This window comes from Tenacibaculum sp. SSH1-16, from assembly GCF_040104435.1.
GTDB lineage: Bacteria > Bacteroidota > Bacteroidia > Flavobacteriales > Flavobacteriaceae > Polaribacter > Polaribacter mesophilus.
Map to the genome: position 1 here is coordinate 70,647 of NZ_JBECOV010000004.1, position 22,764 is coordinate 93,410.

Genomic DNA, 22,764 nt, shown 5'->3' on the forward strand with positions numbered 1-22,764 from the left:
AATTAAAATTTATAACGTAATGTTGAACCAAAACTAGCAGGCTCTATTCTATTAATATAACTTGTACGGTAGGCGTTGTAGCCTACTTCGTCAAAGATATTATTTCCAAATACATCAATACTTAATTTCTCATTGAATTTGTAAGAAGCCTGTACATTAACTGTAGTGTACGATTTTAAATCAAAAGGTTTAGTGTCAGGAACAACTCCAGTATGTGTGTATTCTCTTGACCATACATTATGTGGACGTTCTCCTAAATAATAAGCTCCTGCACCTATAGATAAACCATCTAAAGATTTTTTAAATGCATAACGTGCCCAAAAGTTTGCGGTGTGCTTTGGAGTGTTAATAGGCCTTGAGTTGTAGTAAAATTCTGCGTGGTCTTTGTATTTAGCATCTAAATAAGAATATCCTCCTATAACTTCTAAATTAGGAAGGATACGACCTATTAATTCTACTTCTACACCATTTCTCACATCATCACCTCCTTGTGTATAATAACCTAAACTATTACCAGCATTGTCATAAACAGGTAAGTTTAAATTTTTACTTGAGGTATAAAATGTAGTAACGTTAAAACGTAAAGCATTATTTAACCAAGTAGATTTTATTCCTGTTTCTATTTGATCCCAACGCTCTGTACCTAATTCGTTACCGTCAACATCCGTATAAAAAGAAGTTCTAGGATCCGAGCTGCTAGCATATGAACCAAAAATGATAATATTTTCATTAGGCTTTAAATTAAACCCTAATAACGGATTAAAGGCATCATCACTTTTAGATTCATCTAAAGGTCTACCTATAAAGCTACCTCTAGTTCTTTTCATAGAAGTATAACGTAACCCTAAGAAAACATCAGCCCAATTAGTAAGGCTTATTTTATCTTGTACCGTAATTCCATATGACTCTGTTCTAGATCCTGAATCTCTTGCAGGGTTTCGTGTAATGTTAACTCCGTTAGGAAGTGTATTATCTATAGGCTGTAACACATCTATAATATCTGCGTATTTATTGTTAGAAGCATATTGTGTAGCATAGGCTATATTGTCAAATTCAGAAGTTCTAAAATCAGCTCCAATTTGGAAAGTATGTTTTAAAAAACCTGTTTCTAGATCTTTTCCTACCAAATCTAATTGTAATACACTATTATTATCTTTTCTTCCAGAGGCATAGTATTCTCTGTAACGTTGATTGTCTGGTAATACAGGAAGTTTATTTCTAGGACTTCCTTGAAAAGCGTAAGAGGTTTCAGTATCTATATCTAAATCAGAAACAAAATATCCTGCTTTTATGCTTATTTTGTCAGTTAGTTTTCTATTTGCTCTTATGGCATAGGTTAGGTTTTTGGTAGTAACATTATCAGAATCATATCCCATAAAGTTATTGTTAGGTAATTTATAAATGTTGTTTACATCATAGGTTCCTAAGTTAAGAGTTCCTTGATCTGGAGTTCTACTATCATGCATGTAATCCATTTCTAAGGTAATAGTAGTTTTCTCATCTGGTCTCCAAGCGTATGATGGGTTCACATAAAAACGTTCAGAACCAACATGGTCTCTAAAACTGTCTGCTTTGTCATAAGAACCAGCAATTCTAAAGGCATGTTTTTTATTGGCATCAATAGGTCCATAAACGTCAAAAGTAGGACGTAATTTCCCGAAACTACCTGCTCTAAAAGTAACTTCTCCACCTGTGTAAAATTTAGGAGTTTTAGTCACTACATTAATAACACCACCAGCAGAACCTAAATCACCACCTAAACCTTGGCTAATAGCAGATATTCCTTTCAATACTTGAATGTTGTCAACACCAGCCATATCGGTAATAATTCCAGTTCCTCTAAAATCTGAGTTTATACGAACTCCATTTTTTAATAAAGGAATTCCTCTAAAACCTCTTAAAGACATACTTTCTTTGGTGTTTCCGTAGGTGGCAAAGGTATATACACCGGCTACGTTTTTGGTAACATCACTTAGAGTTAAAGCGTTTTGTTGATCGATAAGTTTATGTGATAAGACTGAAATACTTTGTAATTGCTCATTAGGAGCTAAAGGTAGTCTAGTAAGTGTTTCTAGTTTTTCAGCTCTTTTATCTCTTGCTCCAAAAAGTTCAACTTCATCAAGTTGAGTGTCTGATTTTAAAATAAAAACTAAATTTTTAATGTCTCCTTTTACCTCTATTTTTTGTGATGATTGATTGAATCCTACAGCGCTTACAATAAGCTTATGATTAGAGTTTGGAACATTTGTTATAGTAAAACGACCATTTTCATTGGTTTCGGCTCCTAATTTAGTTCCTTTAATAAATACATTCGCATAAGGAATAGTTTCATTGTTTTCTGATTTTACAACTCCTTGTAGGGTTGCTTGACTATACATTGTTTGAATACAACTACATAAAAGTAGTACGGTTGCAATAATTCTCATTTTTTTTTCCTCTTTGAGAGATTTGTTTTAAAATATTTAATTTTTCGTTTAGGTATAACAATAAAATGCTTTGAAACGTTTTTATTTTTTTACAAAAGATTCTATTGTCTCATTTATTTGTTGTTCTTCAGATACTTTTTCGGAGAATAAATGCTTGTATAAAGGTTTATTGTTTACTTTAGTTTCTAAAGAGAGGTTAGTGTTTCTTCCATAAACTTCATCCCATTTAGATCTAACTTTTTGCCATTTCGCACTGTTTTTTTTCCACCAGTCTTGAGCAGCTTTACATTTACTATCATCTACTTTTACGTAGGTGTTGTACCCTTTTTCATGAGCTATAACAATATCTTTTTCACCTTCTTCTCTTATGATTTTTTTGTTATCTTGATCGTGTAGCCAACCGTAGCTTGTAATTTCGTGACGATTACCTCTTTCAGTTACATTATAATCGCTTCTTTTGGTGTATTCTCTTCTTGGTAAAGGAGCATCTGTAGTATTTTCCCAGTAACTTTTTCCGTCTAGATGTACCCAAGTACCAGAGCCTTCGTATCGTGGACTATCGTCTACTTGATATACTTTTTGTGTCCACTGTTTTTTTACTTCTGATTTTGGTTTGTTTTTATAAAGCCAATTGTTATTTCCATTGAACATATAAAAATCAGTGTTTTCGTACAACCAATCTTGTCTCCAATGTTTTACAATATGAGGATTTGTAGGATTTCCTACCTGTAGTAAGTGTTGAATTGAAATTTTATCATTTTCGTCAACAATTAAACCTGCCCACTCTAAAGCTTTATCTGTTTTTGTTTTGGAAGGTTTGTATAGAGAGTCTTTACTAAAGTTAAATGTTTCAGCAAAGTTGAAAGTAACTTCATAACAACCACACATTTTTTTTATAGCTGCTCTATCTTTTTTCTTCTTGTTTTGAGCGTTAATTGTAAGTGCAGATAGTATTAATAAACCACCTAAAAATATTTTTTTCATCGTGAGTTTTGTTTGAATTTATTTTTTGACAAAAATATAACTTTTATTTAGATTGGTTAAAAATAAAGAATATATTTGCAGAAAATTATTAAGAATGTTTCTAAATAACAAAGTAGTTTTTTTATTGATGCTTTTAGCATGTCAAGTCTTTTCTCAAGAAAAAGAAGAGGTAAGACGTGATAGTACTCATTATAATAAATTGGAAGAGGTTGTTGTAACAGGGCAGTATAATCCTAAATCGATAAAAAAATCGGTATATAATGTAACTATCATAGATAAAAAACAAATAGAAAGTCAAGCAGCTAATAATTTAGCGGATGTATTAAACTTTAAACTAAACTTAACAGTTATACCAAATTCTCAGTCAGGTAAATCAACTATTTCAATGTTTGGTTTAGATTCTCAATACTTTAATATTTTGATAGATAACGTTCCGTTAGTTAGTGATAACGGAATTGGAAATAACATTGATTTAACTCAAATAAATTTAGATGATGTTGAGCGTATAGAATTGGTTGAAGGAGCGATGGGAGTTGAGTACGGAGCTAATTCGGTATCGGGAGTAATTAATATTATAACAAAAAAATCATCTCAAAATAAATGGAACATTCAAGCAGCAATACAAGAAGAAACTGTAAGTAATGAGTATGCTTTATTTAATGAGGGTAAACATATACAGAGTATTAATGTGGCTCATAATTTTTCTGAAAACTGGTTTGGTAGAGTGAGTTTTAATAGAACAGATTTTACAGGTTTTTTAGATGATAGAAAAGGAAGAGATTATTATAAGAATGATTTACTAAGGGGGTATAGTTGGTTGCCGAAAGAGCAGATAAATGCCACTGGTTTTTTGAATTATAAAAAAGATCAACTTAATTTGAGTTATAAATTCAATTATTACAATGATAATGTAAACTTTTACAATCCAAAAGTTGATGACAATATTGATGTAGACTCACAAACTAGTAATCCGTTTGCGTTAGATCGTGTTTTCAAAACAGAGAGATTTGTAAATAATATTAATTTGAATGGGGTTTTAGCATCGGGGAGCCCTTATTCCTTCTCAGCTTCTTATCAAACACAAAAACGACGTTTAAATAAGTTTACTTATTTTATTTTATCTGGAAATAAAACAAATGAGGAAGATAAAGTATATCAATCAAGCAATGTTTTCTTTTCAAAAGGTACTATTTCAAACTTTATAAAAAGTAATCGTCATAATTTTCAGTTAGGTTATGAAGCTCGTTATATAGAAGGATTTGATACGCAGGCCTCTGGTGAGGTTACTCAACAAGATAAAACACGTACTCAGGGTAACTATGCTTTATTTGGTTCTTCTGAAGTAAAATTTTCAGATGCCTTAATGGTTCGTCCTGGCTTAAGGTATGAATACAATTCTTTATTTCATTCTAAATTACAAAGCTCCTTAAGTGCTCGTTATTTATTTAAAAATGGATTTGAACTTAGAGGTAATATAGGTACTTCGTATAGAACTCCAAGTTTTCAAGAGCTATATTATTATTTTGTTGACTCTAATCATGACGTAAGAGGAAATGAAAATTTAAATCCAGAAAGTGGATATTCTGCTTCAATTAATTTAAAGAAAAGAAGTTGGTTTGACGATTCTAATATAGCATTGTTAAATAGTTTAAAAATAGACTATTTAAATCTGGAAGATAAAATAGATTTAGCAATTGTTAATTCGTCACCTCTACAATATCAATACATAAACGTTGATGCTTATAAACTATGGGGGGTCTCTTCAAGAAATACAATAAAAGCAAATAACTGGTCTTTTAATTTAGGAGCTAATTTACAAGGAATAGCTCAGGTAGCTAACAATGAAATAAATGCACAAAATGACTTTTTGTATTCCTTTCAATTAACTACGAGTGCTAGCTATAAAATAAAAAAATGGGAAACAATAATAACTTTATTATTAAAGCATAACGGAGAACAACAAAATTATATAGCTTCAGGTACAGATGAAAATAAAAACTCAACTTTCACAAAAACAACTACGCAAGCTTATAATTGGTTGGATGCTTCTGTGCAAAAATCATTTTTAAACAAAAAGCTACAAGCTACAATAGGAGCCAGAAATTTATTTGATGTTACCAGTGTTAATGTAAGTAACGCAGCTACAACAGGCGCACATTCAACAAACAATAATTCTCTATTGTTAGGCTATGGTCGTTCATACTATTTAAAACTATTATATAATATTAAATTTTAAAATTAATAACAATGAAAAACAAATTTTTCACACTCATATTATTAACAACTATGTACTCTTTCATTAGTTGTGGAAGTGATAATGATTTACCATCTGAACCAATAAAAGTGGTAATAGAAGGAGCAGAAGTAAGTCCAGGAGTGGGTGGACCTAATCAACCAAATCAAGTATATATTGACTTAAGTACGAATACAACAACAGAGATAAAGAGAGACTCTTGGGATTTAGGATTTTATTCTGGAAGTGAGTTTAGAGTTGTTATTAATGGTTCAATATCTATGGCGGCTGCTAAATTATCTACAACAGATATAGATGCTGTTAGCTCTTCAACCCAAGAAGTAAAAGATTTACAGCCTTTAGTAAGAACGAATACATATACTGATGAAAGTGCTCCTTTTGTTGATCATCCTAGTGGAGATATAACAAAAACGGCAATTGCTGAAATTGAAGTAACAGAGGCAAATAATAAAGTATATTTAGTAAATCTTGGTTATGAAGTAGCAACAGATAAACCAGCTACAGGTAGCTACTCTGCAAATGGAGATGAAAGAGGTTGGAAAAAAATTAGAGTTTTAAAAGAAGGAGATGCTTATGTTTTACAGTATGCAGATTTAGATGCTACTACGCATAAAGAAATTGTAATAACAAAAACAGAAGGGTATCACTTTACATTCTTTAGCTTTAATACAGAAGCTAAAGTTAATGTTGAGCCAATGAAAGAAAACTGGGACTTAAACTTTACAATTTTTACAAACTTATTACCTGGATATGGTCCGTATGTATTTCCAGATTTTGTAGTAAATAATATAAAATCAAATGTTAAAGGATATATGATAGATACAGAAGAAGAAAGTTATACATATAATGATTTTACCTTAACAGATGTAAAAGTAGAAAATTTTGGTAATACTCAAACAGCTATCGGTAGTAGTTGGAGAGCAGGAGGAGGTCCTAGTTCTTTACCTTCTCGTAAAGATAATGTTTTTTATGTAATAGAAGATACTGATGGAAATTTATATAAGTTAAAGTTTTTAGCATTAACAAATGATGCAGGAGAAAGAGGTTATCCTGAGTTTGTATATAGCTTATTAAAGTAAAGATTTATTTATTAAATTTTGTTAATTTTTGTTGTGAAAAGCTATCTAACCGAAAGGTTGGGTGGCTTTTCTAGTTAAAAAAAGGTTTAGTTAATGAGTTTTTCAGCCAAATACTTAGAGGTGTATGATTCTTTATTTTTAGCTAATTCTTCAGGGGTGCCTGCAAAGATTAAGTTTCCACCTTTTTTTCCACCCTCTAAACCAAGATCAATAATATAATCAGCGCATTTAATCAATTCAATATTGTGTTCAATAACAATAATTGAGTGTCCTCGCTCAATTAGCGCATTAAAAGAAGCTAATAATTTTTTAATATCATGAAAGTGTAATCCAGTAGTTGGTTCATCAAAAATAAACAAAGCTTTGTCTTTGGTATTTCCTTTTACTAAAAACGAAGCTAGTTTTATACGCTGTGCTTCACCACCAGAAAGGGTAGAAGATGACTGGCCTAATTGTACATAACCTAATCCAACATCTTGTAAAGGTTTTAATTTTTTAGCTATTTTGGTTTGTTTGTGTTCTGTAAAAAAAGCAACGGCATCATCAATAGTCATGTTTAAAATATCATCAATTGATTTTCCTTCAAAAGTTACTTCTAAAACTTCTTTTTTAAAGCGCTTACCACCACAAGTTTCACATTCTAAATGTACATCAGCCATAAACTGCATTTCAATAGTAACTTCTCCTTCACCTTTACAAACTTCACATCGACCACCATCTACATTAAAAGAAAAATGTTTAGGTTGGTAGTTTCTTATTTTAGATAGTTTTTGAGATGAAAGTAACTTACGAATATCATCGTACGCTTTTATATACGTCACAGGGTTTGAACGTGAAGAACGGCCAATAGGATTTTGATCGATAAACTCTACATGTTTTAACAAATCAAAACTCCCAATAACATCCGTGTGTTGTCCTAATTTTTCACCATATCCAACTAGTTTTTTTTGCATAGCTGGATATAGAATTTTTTTAACTAAGGTACTTTTACCACTACCAGAAACACCTGTAATAACGGTTAAGTTGTTAAGCGGAAAAGAAACGTCAATGTTCTTTAAGTTATTTTCACGAGCCCCAATAATATCAATAGAATTTTTTGATGTTCTTCTATTAGTAGGGATTTCAATTTTTAATTCTTCGGAAAGATATTTGGCTGTAAGCGATTCGGATTGTAGAATATCTTTAAAAGTTCCTTCGGCAACAACATTTCCTCCATAAGTTCCTGCTTCTGGACCAATATCAATAATATAATCGGCCTCTTTCATAATATCTTCATCATGCTCAACTACAATTACGGTGTTACCTAAATCACGTAGGTTTTTTAACACGCCAATGAGTCTTTCCGTGTCCTTTGGGTGTAATCCAATACTTGGTTCATCTAAAATATACATAGAACCTACTAATGAACTCCCTAATGAAGTAGCTAAATTAATTCGTTGACTTTCTCCACCAGATAACGTATTAGATGTTCTGTTTAATGTTAGATAGCTTAAACCAACATCTGTTAAAAACTGGAGACGATTGTTAATTTCGGTAAGTAAACGTTTACCAATTTTTTCTTCGTATTTGTTTAATTCAATATTATTGAAGAACACCGCTAATTCATCTAAAGGTAAGGTTACTAATTCATCAATAGTTTTACCGTATACCTGAACATAGTTGGCTTCTTTACGCAAACGTTTTCCGTTACATTCTGTACATTTTGTTTTTCCGCGGTAACGAGAAAGCATTACGCGGTTTTGGATTTTATAGCTTTTCTCTTCTAATTTTTTGAATAAATGATTAATCCCTTTAAATTTTTTTGTTCCATTCCAAACCAAGTCTTTTTGTTCATCAGTAAGTTCAAACCATGGTTTATGAATAGAAATTCCGAATGCTGAAGCATTTAGAATTAAATCATTTTTATATTTTTTGTAACTATCTGTTTTAAAAGGGAAAATAGCATCTTCGTAGATAGATAATCCTGTGTTAGGAATTACTAAATCTTCATCAATACCAATTACATCTCCGTAACCTTCACAGGTTGGACAAGCTCCGTATGGGTTATTAAAACTAAATAAATGAGTGTTAGGCTCTAAGAATGAAATTCCGTCTAATTCAAATTTATTACTGAATTCAACAGTACTATTATCTGATAGGTTTTCGATATAGCAAATACCTTTTCCCTCAAAAAAAGCCGTTTGTACAGCATCCCCCAAACGGTTGTAAAAATCTTCTTCGTCTTTTACAACAATTCTATCAACAACTAATTGTAATTCATTTCCCTTAAAATCTTTTACAGGAAACGCATCAATTCTGTATACGGTATCTTGATATTTTAAACGAGCATATCCTTGCTGTGTTAGTACTTGTAAAACAGTTTTTATATCTCTGTCTTTATTAATATGTATAGGAGCAAGTAATAATAACTTTGAACGTTCCTCAAAATTTTTTACATGATTGATAACATCAGAAACTGTATGTTTTTTTACTTCATTACCCGAAATAGGAGAGAAGGTTTTACCAATACGAGCAAATAATAATTTAATATAATCGTATATCTCTGTAGATGTACCAACTGTTGAACGTGGATTAGTAGCGTTAACTTTTTGCTCAATAGCAATGGCAGGAGCAATTCCTTTAATGTAATCAACTTTTGGTTTGTGTAGTTTTCCTAAAAACTGACGAGCATATGAACTTAAACTTTCTACATAACGGCGTTGTCCTTCAGCATACAAAGTATCAAAAGCTAGAGAAGATTTACCTGAACCAGAAAGTCCAGTAATAACTACTAATTTATTACGAGGAATAACTACATCAATGTTTTTTAAATTGTGTAGTTTAGCTCCTTTTATTATAATATTTTCTTTAGGATTAACAGTTGATATATCAGTCTTCATATACTCAAAAAATAAGCGATAAAAATACAATTTTCTATGTTAGAAATAAAACAAGAAGAAGTTCATTTTTAAACAGAAAAAGAGCTCTTTTTAAGAGCTCTAATCCTTTTAACTTTTATGATTTGAATAAAAAAACTAAACAAGTATAGTTTCTGATACAAATGGATCAATCGTTTCTTTAAAGTTTTCATTTTGTAAGCCAGTTAGCTCATGGTTAATAAATATATTGTCTCTCTCTGAAACGACTACTAATTTAGAAACATTTGAAGGGAATAAATCCATTTGTTTTAAATCAACTTCAATACTACTCATTGTTCTAGCATTTGTGAAATAATATGTACGTTCATTATGACTTGAAATAGATGTCCATAAAGTTTGTGCGATGTTTGGATAGTTGTTTAAAGTTGATTTGAAATTAACAGGTACAGAAGCATTCATTACTACAGATTGAGATTGGGTTAATGAATCTGCTGTACTTGTAGCTTCATATAAATGATTTAGATAATAAGAAGCTCGAGCAAATCTATCAGATGGAAAAGGTCCTCCAGGTAAAGTATTACTTGGAAAATTATTTTCATTGTTCCATTGCCATCTCCAGAATTGGTTTAATTCAATTTGTTTTGCATATGATGGTTCGTTGGTCATAACCCTGAAATTTTTATTATTGTAAATGATAAATTCTCCGTTATGAATTTCGATAATAGCAGATTTCCCAAGTATATCAGATACCGATAAATGCAGTGAAGCCTCTTTAGTAGAACCAGGAACTTTTCCTCCAATTAACTGAATTTGAGTTTCGGCTTCTTTGCTAAACTTAGCAATTACTTCAGAAACAGAACAACAAGTATCCAATACAAATTGTACCCATCTTAATACATCCAATTTTTTACAAGAACTTCCATCTGCTCTATGATATGTAGCGTTACTATCATATAAAAGATTTGCAACAAGCCCTTCAGAATTTATTCCGTCAGATGCACCAAATGGAGCTTCCGTACCTACCATGGTAACAATACTATTATATCTTGGAGTCCAGGTTAAAGAATGTTCATTTTCAGGTGTTGTTCCTGATTTTATGATATCCTCATTAGAATCTACTTTAAAAGCAAAAATAGTAGTTGGCATTTGGGTTGCCCAGTCCATATTTCTGGCTGTAGTTAAATATTTTTTATTGTAATTGTTGAATACTCTAGTACACATAGTTTAAGATTTTTTAGATGATAAAATGTGCTAATTCAGGATTAGCTTTATTAGAAGCCTCTTTAGGGTTCTCTTCTATAACCGTAAAAGGTTTTCCGTCAAAAAGATTCGCATATAGAGCTGTTGACTCCGCATCTTCACTAGTAGATAAAGCTTTTCCTGTTTCTTTACTAGCTAATACCATTCTTAAGATACCGTTTTTTAATGTCCATGCGCAAATACTAGATGAACTTACAGATAAGAATGGCTTAACCACTTGTACTCTAGAGGTAGCTGCTTTTACGTCCATATAGCTGTCTTTTGTATCGGCAACTTTGTAATAAAAGGAGTCAGATGATTTTTTGTAGTTTTCTAGTTCAAAAACTACAGCTTCTTCTTTTGATCCATTACTATAGAAGATGTCTTTTTTTAATTTAACATACCCAAAGTCTTTTCCGTCTTGTTCTAATTTTAATATAATTCTTTTGTTCATTTTAATATAAGTTTATAGTTAGTCCCTACTCATATGGCTTTTCGGGGGCGCCTCGTTTTTATAGTAGTTTCTGAACTCTACGTTTGGTTAATTTGAAAACTTAGATAGCGCTATAGTTGTTTTCTGATGTGAAATTACTTTTAAACTAGCCAGGTAATGAGTTGAATGTTGTGAATGAGTAATTATATGTTGTGAAATAGATTCAATAAATCAAGAATGTATTTTAAACAAAAAAGACTACCTCATTTGGTAGTCTCTTATTGTTCTAATATGATAACTTAATAGTCTATCTTTGAATAGAAGCTGAAAATGATAAAATTGGTGTAATACCACTTGTATCACAAGGACTTTGATTTTGAATTCTTACAATATTAGGGACGTCTTGTGCGGGAACTATAACCGAACGGGAATTTCCTTTTGATAAGCTACCAGAAGCTATTACATGGCCTGTTTGGTTATTATAAATAGCGTATTTAATAGAATCATAACTAGGATTAGTTAGTGCTATAAAAATGGCGCTTCTAGGATCAGATGCAATAGCAGGAGCTGCACTTGAACAATTGATATTTCCTGAAATTACAGATGAAGATTTTATTTCTAAAAAATCTGTTGTTAATACTTGATTACTCATAATTTTAATATTTAAAGTTTAGTTACCTACTCATATGGCTTTTCGGGGTGACGCCTCGTTTTTATAGTAGTCTCTGAACTCTACTTGATTATTGTAGAAAACATCTGATAGCGCTATTTTTTGTTATCTGATATAAAACTACTTGTTAAAAGGCTTGTAGATAAGATAAATGTTGTGGGGGAGTAATTTTATGTAGTGAATAGAGAATAAATGGGTATAGAAAGAAGTAGAAAAGGGTATTATGTGTTTTTAGAAACAGTAAGAATAGTTGTTATTTTAAAATGGAAAAATTATTGATAAGGTCTTTGTATTTATCACTATAATATACAAGATGTTGGTTTTTTAGAAGTAAAGAGTTTTTTGAGGTAGTTATTTCTTCAATAGCTTCTGTGTTTACAATATACTTTCGATGAACTTGTTTAAAAAGTTTATCGTCAAGGTAGCAGTTAACCTTACTCAACGATATTTGAATTACAAATTTTTCTTGTTCAGCAACAATGTTACAATACCTGTTTTCTACTTCAATATAAATAATGGTAGAGATATCTACTTTTTTTAAAACACCTCTTTTTTTAATGAATAAATACTGATTACTTATTACTGTATCTTGATCATTACTAGCGTAAACATTAGACTGATTGTAAAATTTTTCGATAGCCATTTCAATGCTGTATAGTAGTTCTAATTCATTAAAAGGTTTTAGTAAAAAGCGAAAAGGCTTGGTGAGTTTGGCACGTTCAAAAATTTGTCGATCTTTAGAAGAGGTTAAAAAAACAAAAGGCTTCAAAGAGTTAGGAATTGTAGATATGGTTTCGGCAAAAGTAATTCCCTCAGGGTTTTCTCTTAAAAAGATATCGATAATTACTAAATCTACCGCTAATTTGTAAAATAGAGAAATAGCTTCTCTGTATGTACTAGCAATTCCTACTACATTAAATTCTTTTTGAGTTAACATAGTGTTTAATTCAGAAGCAATTTCTTGATCGTCTTCAATAATTAAAATGTTTATTCTATCCATTTATTATGGTTTTTTAAAACGTAATAATACTTGAGTTCCTTTACCTTCAGTACTTTTAATAGTAAATGTAGCGTTGTTTTTTTGAGCTAACGTTTTGCATAATTGTATTCCTAACCCAGTGCCAATTTCTTGTTGATTCCTTTTTTTGTTTAGTAAAGAAGTTTCTTTGAGTAGGTTATTTACTATTGTTTTATTCATTCCAATACCATTGTCTTTAATAGTAAATTGAATAAGATTATCCACTTCTTTTGAGTGTACTGATATTTTTCCGTTATTATGAGAAAACTTAATAGCATTGTCTAATAAATTTCTAATGATTATTTTTAGAGAGTCAATGTCAGCAAAAATAAAAGTAGCTGTAGGAATTTGATTTTGAAATGAGATATTTTTACTTTTAAAAAGAGGAATGAAATTATATTCTACTTGTTTTACAATAGAATGTAAGTCGACAGATTCTTGATGAAAATACAATTGCTTTGTTTGTAATGTAGCCCAGTTTAGCAAGTTTTCAAGAAGGTTGTAAGTAGTATTGGCAGTAGTGATATTAGAAAGAACAATATTACTTAAAAGAGAATCTTTTAAAGGAGTGATTTTTTTGAAAAGATTGATATTGGTTCTTTTTATTAAATCTACAGAAGAGCGTAAGTCATGACTCACAATAGAAAACAATTTGTCTTTTGTTATATTTAAAAGATTTAATTCTTCTTTTTGACGTGTAATTATTTGATGATTTTTGTTTTTTTGGATATAAAAGTAAACGCTGATAATTAGTAAAAAAAGTAGAAGAAAAGATGAAATTAACAAGTTGTTTCTCTGACTCTCTTTTAATTTATTTTGAGAAGCCAATAAATCAATTTCTTTTTGCTTTTGATTAATAGCTAACTTTTTTTCAAACTGAGCAACCGACCATATTTTTTGTTGATTGGTAAGTGAATCTTTCCATTTTTCAAATTCTTTTCTGTATGCTAAGGATTTGGCAAAGTTCTTTCGGTTTTCTTCAACTACAGACATATTTAAAGCAGCTTTCCTTTTTATCTCAAAATCAGAAACTTTATTTGATAATTCATAAGCTTTTTCAAAATAAGGTATGGCTATATTGTCTTTGTACTGTGTGTAATATACATTGGCAAGATCCATATATGAACCAATTAAACGCAAAGTATCTTTGTTTTTCTCTTGTAGTTGAGTACTTTTTAAAAGTAAAGAAGTGGCTTTTTCATAATCTGAAAGATGAAAATAAGCAATACCAATATCGTGAATAACAGAACTTTTATTGTAGTTAATTATATTAGAGTCTGTTATATTATTTAGTTGTTCAAAGTAAGAAATAGCTTCTTTATAAGAGCCTTTTTCTAAAGCAATGCCACCTAAGTTTCGTATTATTTTATAATAAAAAGGGAAGTTAGTAGTTACTTTTTCATATTCTTTTAAGCTTTCTTTATATATTTTTTTCTTCATAAAACTATATCCACGCATATAATGGATATAGTTATTAACATTTTGTTGTTTGTTAAATAATAAAGCTTTAGAAGAGAAAACAAGAACAGAATCCCATTCTTTTTTTAAAAAGAAATGGGAAGACTTAATAAAATTATTTTCTCTTAATCCAAGCTTATTAATTTCCTTTTTGAAAAAGTAAAATTGATCCTTATTCTTTTCCTGAGGAAAAATAAAAGAGTACAAAAACAACAACGTTATAAACAAAAACGTTTTGTTACATTTCATATGTAAATTTATTAACTAGTTAGTCAGTTGTTTGCACCGTTGTTTCAGTTCCTCTAGAAGTTTTAGGGTCGATATTCCAAATAAAAGCTTGAATAACCTTTATGTCGCTTAAGCTAATATGAGAAGGAAAATCACTAGTACTATTTGTAGTAAAATTTACAGTATAAGCTCTATATTCATTTGGGCTTGGGTAGTCTCTTAAAATCTTAGCTTGTTCTTGGCTACAAGATAAAAATAACTGTAATTTACAATTACCAAAGTTGCTAATAGAGAATAGTTGATGAACATTTACAAATGATAGTTTTTCTTGTGAGTCTACAAAAAATAAAACCTTAACGTTTATGGCTGTTTTTGTAGCGTTAAATTTAGCTTCTACTAAAGAAGGTAAAGGTTGTTTAAAATTATTTTCAAAGGTAATATGACCAGTAGCTAAAATGTTTTTTTCTTGAACTTTTAGAATTAGTTCTCCAGGTGGATAAATGATTAACTCAGGTGAGTTTATATTATTGTTCATAGTTTCGGGGGTAATTTATGGTTAAACTTACTATAAATATAAATAGTTTAAGTGATAAGTAAAGTAATATAGATGAATTATTCGTGCTATTTTTAGAGTAGTTTTACTATTTATGGTAAATTTTTAAGACATTTTTTGTATTTATTAATAAAAAATTTAATATTTGTAACTCATTATTAATCAATAAATAATAGCTTATAGTAAAATAATTACTTTTATAACTTAATATCCCCTAACAAAAAGAGTACTAGTTAGTTGCTCTTAAAAAAAAGTAATTATTATGCAGCACATTGTAGATGATAGTGTATTAGTAAAGAACTATATAAATGGTAATGAATATGCCATAGAATTATTGATTAAACGCCACCAGCAACGTCTTTATAGCTTTATTTATAGTAAAGTACAAAATAGAGATACTACAGAAGATATTTTTCAAGACACCTTTATAAAGGTTATAAGAACGCTAAAAAAAGGAAATTATAACGAAGAAGGTAAATTTTTACCATGGGTAATGCGTATTGCTCATAATTTAATTATTGATTTTTTTAGAAAAAACAATCGCATGCCTACGTTTAATAATACAGAAGAGTTTGATATTTTTTCGGTATTAAGTGATGGAACTTTGAATGCAGAAGGAAAAATAATAAAAGAACAAATATTAAATGATGTTAAAGAATTAGTTGAAGAGTTGCCCGAAGAACAAAAAGAGGTTTTAAAAATGCGTATTTATAACGATATGAGTTTCAATGAAATATCAGAGAATACTGGCGTTAGTATAAATACAGCACTTGGTAGGATGCGTTATGCTTTAATTAATTTGAGAAAAATAATTGAAAAAAATAAAATTATCTTAGTTAGTTAAACAATATTTAAAAAAAAGCATCGTTAAATCATTGATAATAAGTATTAATAAGGGAATATATGATGCAAGTTTACTCTAAGAAGTCTCCTGACTTTAAAATGGAACCTAAACAAGAAACAGTTCAATATTTGATTAATTTTTCCAAATCGTTAACAGTAGTTAAAACAAAATCAAACTATCTCATTGAATTGAATTTGAATTAAGAGTGGGAAAAGCTTCAACAAGGTTGGGGCTTTTTTTATGCTTTCTTTTTATTATAATCGTCTATTACCGATTTTCTTCCAACTGTCTTAGTGATAATATCATTTTCTAGCTTCCAACCTCGAGCAGGAGAATATTCACGTCCATAATAAATAATTTGTAAGTGTAATTTATTCCATAATTCTTTAGGGAATAAACGTTTTGCATCTTTTTCAGTTTGTGCAACACTTTTTCCGTTAGATAAATTCCAACGATACATTAATCTATGAATATGGGTATCTACAGGAAAAGCAGGAATATCAAAAGCTTGCGACATTACCACACTAGCAGTTTTGTGTCCTACTGCAGGTAATTCTTCTAAAGCATCCATATCAACAGGAACTTCACCATTATGTTTTTCAATTAAAATTTTCGATAAACCGTGAATTCCTTTTGATTTCATAGGAGACAAGCCAACTGGTTTGATAATCTCTCTAATTTCATCAACAGTAAGCTTTACCATGTCGTACGGATTATCAGCTCTTTCAAATAATAAAGGAGTAATGGTGTTTACACGTGCATCGGTGCTTTGAGCAGACATCAATACAGCAATCAACAAGGTGTATGGGTCTTTATGGTCTAAAGGGATGGGAGTTTCAGGATATAATTCTTCTAAAGTATCTATAACAAACTGGACTTTTTCTGCTTTCGTCATTGCTTTATAAAATTTGAAAAAATCAAAGGTACAAAGAAGCTTCGTATGTTTTATGGATAATCAAAATCAACTTTGTAACTTTGACATAATAACTTTGAAAGAATATAATATGACAACACTAAAAATAGGAGATAAGGCACCAAATTTTGAATCAGTAGACGAAAAAGGAAATACTGTAAAGCTTTCTGATTATACAGGGAAAAAACTAGTATTGTTCTTTTATCCGAAAGCAAGCACACCTGGTTGTACAGCTGAAGCTTGTGACTTACGTGATAATTACAAAACGTTTTTAGCAAAAGGCTATTATGTTTTAGGGGTGAGTGCAGACTCAGCAAGACGTCAGCAAAACTTTATCAATAAAAATGAATTACCTTTTCCTTTATTAGCAGACGAAAGTAAAGATGTAATCAACGCTTTTGGTGTTTGGGGACCTAAAAAGTTTATGGGAAGAGAATATGATGGAATTCACCGTACTACTTTTGTAATTGATGAGAAAGGAGTAATTGAAGATGTAATTACGAAAGTAAAAACAAAGGAACACGCAAATCAGATATTAAAATAATAGTATATCTATTTAATAAAAGAAAAAAGTCGAGTATTTACTCGACTTTTATTTTTTGTGGACTTACCCTAAATTCTTCTGTAGGTTTTATTACTTCTGTAGCGGAGGCAAGTTCTTTTTGTAATTCTCTACTTGTTTTAGTGCTACCATCATGACTCCATCCTGGAGGCATAAACACGTATTTTAGTCGTGTTGTAAAAGGTAAATTCTTTTTTCGTTTAAAGAAGTCGTTAAAAATTTCTTTCCATTCATGGAAGATAATGTTAATAGGTCCCTTGTCTTCTAATGGTTTGGTTAAACCATAACGTAATTTTTCATATTCAGTTTCATCCTCTTCAGCTTGAAAAGTTCCAAAAATACGATCCCAAATAATTAAGACCATTCCCATATTTTTATCAAGGTATTTGGTGTTTGAAGCATGATGCACTCTGTGATGAGAAGGAGTTACAAAAATATATCCCCACCAACCTAATTTACTTTTAATAAAGTTAGTATGACATAATGTTCCGTAGTTTTGGTTCATAGCGTATGCAAACATAATATGTAGTGGCATAACTCCAAGGAAAGCTAATGGTAAAAAGAACATATACCTAAACAAAGGCTGTAAAACTGGAGATCTAAAACCAGTTGAAATGTTGTAAAATTCAGAGTTGTGATGTGTTACGTGTACAGCCCAGAAAAATCGTGAATGATGATCTACATAATGGTGTATGTAGTACAAAAAGTCTTGACCAATAAAAGCTAATAACCAATATGCCCATGACATGTTACCTTCCCAGTCGATAATTCTGTATTGATAACAAAACCCCATAATGGCAAAAGAAACAACCTTCATTAGTAAATCTAAGCTAAAGTTAACTAAAGCAAAGTAAACATTAGTAGCTGTGTCTTTAAAATCGTAGTTTTTAGCTTTAGCTCTATAACTAAAGTACATTTCAATTAAAATTACTGAAATGAAGAAAGGAGCACTCCAGTAGTATAATATATCTTGATTGAATATGTTGCTCATGCTATTTTTTTAGATTGCAAAAATATTTAATTTTAATCAATTTAACTGTTAAAATTTATAGTCTTTCCACGATCCAGTTTTTAAAACTATAGAAGTTTTGAGGAGCTACTCCGTGACCTACGGGGTATTCTGAATATTCATTTTTTAACTTTAAGTCTTTCAGTATAATAGGAGCTTTACGTGCCCAATCTATAGGAAGGACTTGATCTACAGTTCCGTGAGAAATATAATAATCTGTTGTAATAGAGTTGTCTATTTCAGTAGGTAATAACTCTTCGTTAATATAACCGCTTAAAGCAACTACATGTTGTACTTTGTTAGGGTATTTAAAACTTAGCGCATAACTTAAAATAGCTCCTTGGCTAAATCCTAATAAAAATGTTTTATCAGGGTTGGTATTGTATTTCTGTTTGATTTCGTCTATAAAAGAAGCAATCTTATCAACTGATTCAGCTGCTTGTTTTAAATCAGAAAATTTACCGTTAACTGAATCAAAATTTATAGCGTACCATGCATAACCACCATAACCCATATCGTGAGGAGCTCTAGCACTTACAATTAATAAATCGTCTGGTAATTCTTCTGCAAATGAAAATAAATCTTGTTCGTTGCTACCATATCCGTGTAATAAAATTAATAAAGGAGGGTTAGCGTTAGAGGTTTTAGGCTCTCTTACAATATGTTGTAAACTCATGTATTAAATTCCTTTAAATAGGTTTTGAAATTGCTCTCCAACAACTGGTACAAGCTTTTTTTCTCCTTTTAAAACTGCTAAAAGGCTAATTAACCAAAGTACAAATAATAGTACTCCTACAGCCCAACCTATTGTATTTCCTAAATATTTATAAACAATCCACATATTCACCATATACAATATATTTAGCCCTAGCATTTGCCTAATGTAAAAACTAGCAAAAGCATTTTTTTTGTTCATGTTTAAAACGAAAGCTATGATAAGTCCTATAATTGTGAAGTGGCTAATAATTGCTTCAGTTTTTCCTTCGTTTACTGTTAGATTTTCCATGATTCTATGAGTTTAAAATTAGTTGACTATTATTGTAAATACCATAAACTTTTCCTTCTAGTTTTTTCCCTAGAAAGATACTGTTTTTTGAGGTAGAAACAATGTTTTGCTCTGAGAAAGTATATGCTCCATCAGGGTTAAAAACAGACAAACTAGCTTTTTCATCTTCTTTTATGGAAGCTAATTCAACATTAAAACGTTTTCTAGGATTGTTAGATAAACAGTTGATGATAGTTTCTAAATCTAATACAGTATTTAGCGCTCCAAAAGCACTTTCTAAACCAATAGTACCGTCTTTTGCAGTAGAAAACTCTACTTTTTTATGTTCAATGTCTATAGGATTATGGTCTGATGTAATTATATCAATAATTCCTTCTTTTAAACCTTGTATTAGAGCTTTTTTATCTTCTTCTGTACGTAGGGGAGGATTTACTTTTTTATTAGCTTCAAAGCCATGTAGTTCATCATCTGTCAAAACTAAATTATGTACAGCAACACTACACGTTACATCTAAGCCTTTTTCTTTTGCTTCTTTTATAAGTTGAACAGACTTAGCAGTTGAGATAGTAGGAATGTGTAATTTACCTCCTGTATATTCTAACAAAAATAAATCGCGAGAAATTTGAATTTCTTCTGCAAGTGCAGGAATTCCTTTCAATCCTAAAAGCGTACTATTTTTACCTTCGTTAGCAACACCTTCACCAGCAATTAAATTGTTTTTAGGAAAGCTTAGTACCAATCCGTCAAAATTTTGAGCATATAACAATGCTATCTTTAACAAATTATCATTGCTAACGGGTTTGTTATAATCACCAAAAGCAATAGCACCTGATTGTTGCATGTCGTACATTTCAGACATTTCAACACCTTTACTTTGCTGTGTTAAGGCTCCAATAGGATGAATGCTAGTTGCAGCTCCGTTTACTTTATTAATTAAAAACTCTATGGCTGATTTATTATCAACTATAGGGTGTGTATTTGGATTAATAGCTACATGTGTAAAACCACTTTTAGCCGCTACTTGTACACCATGTTGCAAGGTTTCTCGCTCTTCATAACCCGGTTCTCCAAAAGAAACACTCGTATCAAACCAACCCGGAGATACATGAAGATTATCAAGCTCTATAACTTGATAAGTTTCTTCACTAGCAATGTTGTTGTCAATTTTGGTAATAATACCGTCGGTAATTAAAATATCTTTAGTTTGTTGGTGGTAAGGACTAGAAGCATCTATTATTGTTGCCGATTTAAGCAGCGTTGTCATGGTTTAAAGAATTTTAAAATCAAAATTTCTAAAAGCAAAGATACAATAGCTAAGCCCAAAAACCATTTCCAAAGCCATTGAATTTTGTTTTCATCATTAATATTTTCCAAGGTGTTTTTAACTGAAGTAGATATAGTCATATCATTAGCTTCAGAAAATATTAAAAAATCTAAGGCACTTTCACTTTTGTTATAATTAAAAGCAACATTTCTAAGCACATTATTTCCTTGTTGTATTTGATAAAAGCCGGCAACTAAAGGTTGATCTTTAGTTGTAATACGTGTTTTATTTTGAAAAGTTTGTTGCAAAGGAATAAAAGAACCTTTGCTACAAACAATACTTAAAACTTCATCTTTACCTAGCTGTTTATCAATATCAATAGTATTTTGTTTGTCTATGGTATAATACAATTCAGAAAGATGTAAACTTTGTTTTCCGATGTTATAAAAAACAGGAACAATTAAAGGTGAGTTGGTAAAATTACTATTGTCTTTTAGTAGAGGAGCTGCTAGCCAATACATAGAAGCATTTGGTAGATTAATCTGTTTAATAAAGCCTTGTTTGTTTTCAAAAGAAATAATGTTACTAGCATTCTTAAATTCTGAATTAAAAGAAGTTTTCACAAACGGATATTGGAAGTTAGCTACCTTCTTTTCGAAAACATTTTTTAAAAGAGGATGATTATAATTAATCGAAGTAACCTTTAAACTATCATTCTTTTTAGAAAGTAACCTTCCTGTATTTAGCTTACTGAAAAAGTTGTTATAAGAAGAAAGTACTGACTCTTTATTGGGAATTATAACAAGATTTCCACCTTTTTTAGTGTAATTTTCTAAACTATTCAGAAGTGTTTCAGGAATACTTTCCAACTCATTTAATACAATAAGATGTTGCTTATCTATCAAATTATAGTTGGCATTTTGTAGCGTAGAAGAAGTAAAGTTAAATTCTTCTTTGGTATAAATCCGTTGTAAGAAGTTATTTGATTCTCCAATTGCTAATACATTAATTTTTTCGTTAGCATTAATGGTAAAATAAAACGAATTATCAAACCCATAAGTGTCGTTAAAATTAATAGCAACTCTACCTAAAAACATTGGAGTTTTTACAACAGAAAAAGTAACTTCCGTAGTCTTGTTTTCCTCAATACTAAAGGTTTGTTTATTCAATAACTTGTCATTATTGTAAATGGCAATAGGAATGTCATTTTTAGCATTTCCTTGATTTTTAACAACAATATGTACGTTGAAATTAGAACCCCCATTATCATCTACAAAAACACTATCAATAGAAATGTTGCTTTTTTGTTCAGGTACTAACTTTATAAAAGAAGTATTTTCAAGAGCGTTGTCAATTTCCTCTTTTTTAATGTTTTGAAAATCAGAAATCACAATGTTTTTGGTAGGAGAAGTTATAGACTTATGCTCACTAGTCATTTTTAAAAAAACATCAGCAAGGTCTCTAATTTTAGCAGTATTAGTTGTTTTTAACAGCTCTTCTTTTAGTTCAGAAGCTGTTTTATTTGCGTAAAAATGGTCGTTTGTAAGTAAAGAATACTTAGTTTTTTCTGTTGTGTTTTCAATAATTTCTTGGGTAGCAATTTGTAGTAAATTACCCTTTTCTCCAATAGCGCTAGTACTTAAAGAATTATCAAGATACACAAAGAAGTGTTGCTCTTCATTTGCTTTGTGGTTACTAAAATATGGCTGAGCAAAAGCAAAAATAAGGGCAGTGAGTAGCAGTAAACGAGTAGCTAAAATCAGCCATTTTTTTATACGAGAACTTTTACGTGTTTGTAACACTAACTTTTGTAAAAAAGCTACATTGGTAAACGGAACTTTTACAAATCGCTGTAGTTGGAACAGGTGTACCAAAATAGGAATGAGTAAAAAAGCTAAGAAATATAAAATCTCAGGATGTTTAAACTGCATAATTGTAATTTACTAACTGTAAAAATACCTAAATA

General features: G+C 30.3%; 19 protein-coding genes. 4 read left to right on the forward strand and 15 right to left on the reverse strand.

The features are described 5' to 3' along the window. Positions 1 to 2: 2 nt before the first annotated feature. On the reverse strand, positions 3 to 2,426 hold the full coding sequence (locus tag ABMY20_RS07085) for a TonB-dependent receptor (protein WP_349264952.1): 2,424 nt from the start codon (positions 2,424 to 2,426) through the stop codon (positions 3 to 5). 81 nt (positions 2,427 to 2,507) lie between these two features. After that, positions 2,508 to 3,410, reverse strand: a complete 903-nt coding sequence (locus ABMY20_RS07090; RefSeq protein ID WP_159616156.1) for a DUF6607 family protein — start codon at positions 3,408 to 3,410, stop codon at positions 2,508 to 2,510. A gap of 94 nt (positions 3,411 to 3,504) precedes the next feature. Between ABMY20_RS07090 and ABMY20_RS07095 the strand changes: the two genes are divergently transcribed. Both ABMY20_RS07095 and ABMY20_RS07100 read left to right on the forward strand, forming a co-directional pair. Then, entirely contained in the window at positions 3,505 to 5,646 is a 2,142-nt protein-coding gene (locus ABMY20_RS07095) for a TonB-dependent receptor (protein ID WP_349264953.1), read from the forward strand. An 11-nt stretch (positions 5,647 to 5,657) separates the two neighbouring features. Further along, positions 5,658 to 6,743 carry an HmuY family protein gene (locus ABMY20_RS07100; RefSeq protein WP_047789221.1) on the forward strand — a complete coding sequence of 362 codons (1,086 nt, stop codon included), beginning with the start codon at positions 5,658 to 5,660 and terminating at the stop codon, positions 6,741 to 6,743. An 86-nt stretch (positions 6,744 to 6,829) separates the two neighbouring features. Here the strand turns inward: ABMY20_RS07100 and uvrA are convergent, their stop codons facing one another. The 7 genes from uvrA to ABMY20_RS07135 all read right to left on the reverse strand — a co-directional run bounded on the left by uvrA (position 6,830) and on the right by ABMY20_RS07135 (position 15,182). Next, positions 6,830 to 9,622 carry an excinuclease ABC subunit UvrA gene (uvrA, locus tag ABMY20_RS07105; protein WP_349264954.1) on the reverse strand — a complete coding sequence of 931 codons (2,793 nt, stop codon included), beginning with the start codon at positions 9,620 to 9,622 and terminating at the stop codon, positions 6,830 to 6,832. Between the two features lie 135 nt (positions 9,623 to 9,757). Next, on the reverse strand, positions 9,758 to 10,822 hold the full coding sequence (locus tag ABMY20_RS07110; RefSeq protein ID WP_239180642.1) for a linear amide C-N hydrolase: 1,065 nt from the start codon (positions 10,820 to 10,822) through the stop codon (positions 9,758 to 9,760). Between the two features lie 13 nt (positions 10,823 to 10,835). Then, positions 10,836 to 11,294, reverse strand: coding sequence for a hypothetical protein (locus tag ABMY20_RS07115; RefSeq protein ID WP_349264955.1), 459 nt, complete (start codon positions 11,292 to 11,294; stop codon positions 10,836 to 10,838). 286 nt (positions 11,295 to 11,580) lie between these two features. Further along, the gene (locus ABMY20_RS07120) at positions 11,581 to 11,925 is read right to left on the reverse strand and encodes a hypothetical protein (RefSeq protein WP_239180646.1); all 345 of its coding nucleotides are present in this window, start codon (positions 11,923 to 11,925) and stop codon (positions 11,581 to 11,583) included. Between the two features lie 271 nt (positions 11,926 to 12,196). Continuing rightward, entirely contained in the window at positions 12,197 to 12,943 is a 747-nt protein-coding gene (locus tag ABMY20_RS07125; RefSeq protein WP_239180648.1) for a response regulator transcription factor, read from the reverse strand. A 3-nt stretch (positions 12,944 to 12,946) separates the two neighbouring features. Next, entirely contained in the window at positions 12,947 to 14,668 is a 1,722-nt protein-coding gene (locus ABMY20_RS07130) for a tetratricopeptide repeat-containing sensor histidine kinase (RefSeq protein WP_349264956.1), read from the reverse strand. 19 nt (positions 14,669 to 14,687) lie between these two features. Then, positions 14,688 to 15,182, reverse strand: coding sequence for a hypothetical protein (locus ABMY20_RS07135; RefSeq protein ID WP_239180652.1), 495 nt, complete (start codon positions 15,180 to 15,182; stop codon positions 14,688 to 14,690). Positions 15,183 to 15,462: 280 nt separating this feature from the next. Between ABMY20_RS07135 and ABMY20_RS07140 the strand changes: the two genes are divergently transcribed. Then, a complete protein-coding gene (locus ABMY20_RS07140; protein ID WP_173360714.1) occupies positions 15,463 to 16,044 on the forward strand; it encodes a sigma-70 family RNA polymerase sigma factor in 582 nt (193 codons plus the stop codon). A 238-nt stretch (positions 16,045 to 16,282) separates the two neighbouring features. Here ABMY20_RS07140 and nth read toward each other — a convergent pair whose 3' ends face one another. Next, positions 16,283 to 16,939: an endonuclease III gene (nth, locus tag ABMY20_RS07145; protein WP_047789217.1), complete on the reverse strand. Its 657-nt coding sequence runs from the start codon at positions 16,937 to 16,939 to the stop codon at positions 16,283 to 16,285. Between the two features lie 109 nt (positions 16,940 to 17,048). Here nth and bcp point away from each other — a divergent pair, with 109 nt between their 5' ends. Beyond that, complete coding sequence (gene bcp / locus ABMY20_RS07150; RefSeq protein WP_349264957.1) at positions 17,049 to 17,501, forward strand: thioredoxin-dependent thiol peroxidase; 453 nt, start codon at positions 17,049 to 17,051, stop codon at positions 17,499 to 17,501. Positions 17,502 to 17,538: 37 nt separating this feature from the next. On the opposite strand, the gene ABMY20_RS07155 is transcribed toward bcp, so the two are convergent. From ABMY20_RS07155 to ABMY20_RS07175, 5 genes are read right to left on the reverse strand one after another with little or no spacing between them, the layout of a single operon-like run. Further along, entirely contained in the window at positions 17,539 to 18,510 is a 972-nt protein-coding gene (locus ABMY20_RS07155; protein WP_047789215.1) for a sterol desaturase family protein, read from the reverse strand. A gap of 55 nt (positions 18,511 to 18,565) precedes the next feature. Next, positions 18,566 to 19,204, reverse strand: a complete 639-nt coding sequence (locus ABMY20_RS07160; protein WP_167713538.1) for an alpha/beta hydrolase — start codon at positions 19,202 to 19,204, stop codon at positions 18,566 to 18,568. Positions 19,205 to 19,207: 3 nt separating this feature from the next. After that, complete coding sequence (locus ABMY20_RS07165) at positions 19,208 to 19,534, reverse strand: hypothetical protein (protein WP_073181181.1); 327 nt, start codon at positions 19,532 to 19,534, stop codon at positions 19,208 to 19,210. Positions 19,535 to 19,538: 4 nt separating this feature from the next. Further along, complete coding sequence (locus ABMY20_RS07170) at positions 19,539 to 20,798, reverse strand: dihydroorotase (protein WP_349264958.1); 1,260 nt, start codon at positions 20,796 to 20,798, stop codon at positions 19,539 to 19,541. Continuing rightward, on the reverse strand, positions 20,795 to 22,729 hold the full coding sequence (locus ABMY20_RS07175; protein WP_349264959.1) for a BatA domain-containing protein: 1,935 nt from the start codon (positions 22,727 to 22,729) through the stop codon (positions 20,795 to 20,797). Before ABMY20_RS07175 ends, ABMY20_RS07170 begins: the two co-directional genes overlap by 4 nt. Positions 22,730 to 22,764 lie beyond the last annotated feature (35 nt).

Bases quoted from the DNA above. Each gene is read 5' to 3' on its own strand.
- ABMY20_RS07085 (WP_349264952.1), bottom strand. From the start codon at position 2,426: ATGAGAATTATTGCAACCGTACTACTTTTATGTAGTTGTATTCAAACA.
- ABMY20_RS07090 (WP_159616156.1), bottom strand. From the start codon at position 3,410: ATGAAAAAAATATTTTTAGGTGGTTTATTAATACTATCTGCACTTACA.
- ABMY20_RS07095 (WP_349264953.1), top strand. From the start codon at position 3,505: ATGTTTCTAAATAACAAAGTAGTTTTTTTATTGATGCTTTTAGCATGT.
- ABMY20_RS07100 (WP_047789221.1), top strand. From the start codon at position 5,658: ATGAAAAACAAATTTTTCACACTCATATTATTAACAACTATGTACTCT.
- uvrA (WP_349264954.1), bottom strand. From the start codon at position 9,622: ATGAAGACTGATATATCAACTGTTAATCCTAAAGAAAATATTATAATA.
- ABMY20_RS07110 (WP_239180642.1), bottom strand. From the start codon at position 10,822: ATGTGTACTAGAGTATTCAACAATTACAATAAAAAATATTTAACTACA.
- ABMY20_RS07115 (WP_349264955.1), bottom strand. From the start codon at position 11,294: ATGAACAAAAGAATTATATTAAAATTAGAACAAGACGGAAAAGACTTT.
- ABMY20_RS07120 (WP_239180646.1), bottom strand. From the start codon at position 11,925: ATGAGTAATCAAGTATTAACAACAGATTTTTTAGAAATAAAATCTTCA.
- ABMY20_RS07125 (WP_239180648.1), bottom strand. From the start codon at position 12,943: ATGGATAGAATAAACATTTTAATTATTGAAGACGATCAAGAAATTGCT.
- ABMY20_RS07130 (WP_349264956.1), bottom strand. From the start codon at position 14,668: ATGAAATGTAACAAAACGTTTTTGTTTATAACGTTGTTGTTTTTGTAC.
- ABMY20_RS07135 (WP_239180652.1), bottom strand. From the start codon at position 15,182: ATGAACAATAATATAAACTCACCTGAGTTAATCATTTATCCACCTGGA.
- ABMY20_RS07140 (WP_173360714.1), top strand. From the start codon at position 15,463: ATGCAGCACATTGTAGATGATAGTGTATTAGTAAAGAACTATATAAAT.
- nth (WP_047789217.1), bottom strand. From the start codon at position 16,939: ATGACGAAAGCAGAAAAAGTCCAGTTTGTTATAGATACTTTAGAAGAA.
- bcp (WP_349264957.1), top strand. From the start codon at position 17,049: ATGACAACACTAAAAATAGGAGATAAGGCACCAAATTTTGAATCAGTA.
- ABMY20_RS07155 (WP_047789215.1), bottom strand. From the start codon at position 18,510: ATGAGCAACATATTCAATCAAGATATATTATACTACTGGAGTGCTCCT.
- ABMY20_RS07160 (WP_167713538.1), bottom strand. From the start codon at position 19,204: ATGAGTTTACAACATATTGTAAGAGAGCCTAAAACCTCTAACGCTAAC.
- ABMY20_RS07165 (WP_073181181.1), bottom strand. From the start codon at position 19,534: ATGGAAAATCTAACAGTAAACGAAGGAAAAACTGAAGCAATTATTAGC.
- ABMY20_RS07170 (WP_349264958.1), bottom strand. From the start codon at position 20,798: ATGACAACGCTGCTTAAATCGGCAACAATAATAGATGCTTCTAGTCCT.
- ABMY20_RS07175 (WP_349264959.1), bottom strand. From the start codon at position 22,729: ATGCAGTTTAAACATCCTGAGATTTTATATTTCTTAGCTTTTTTACTC.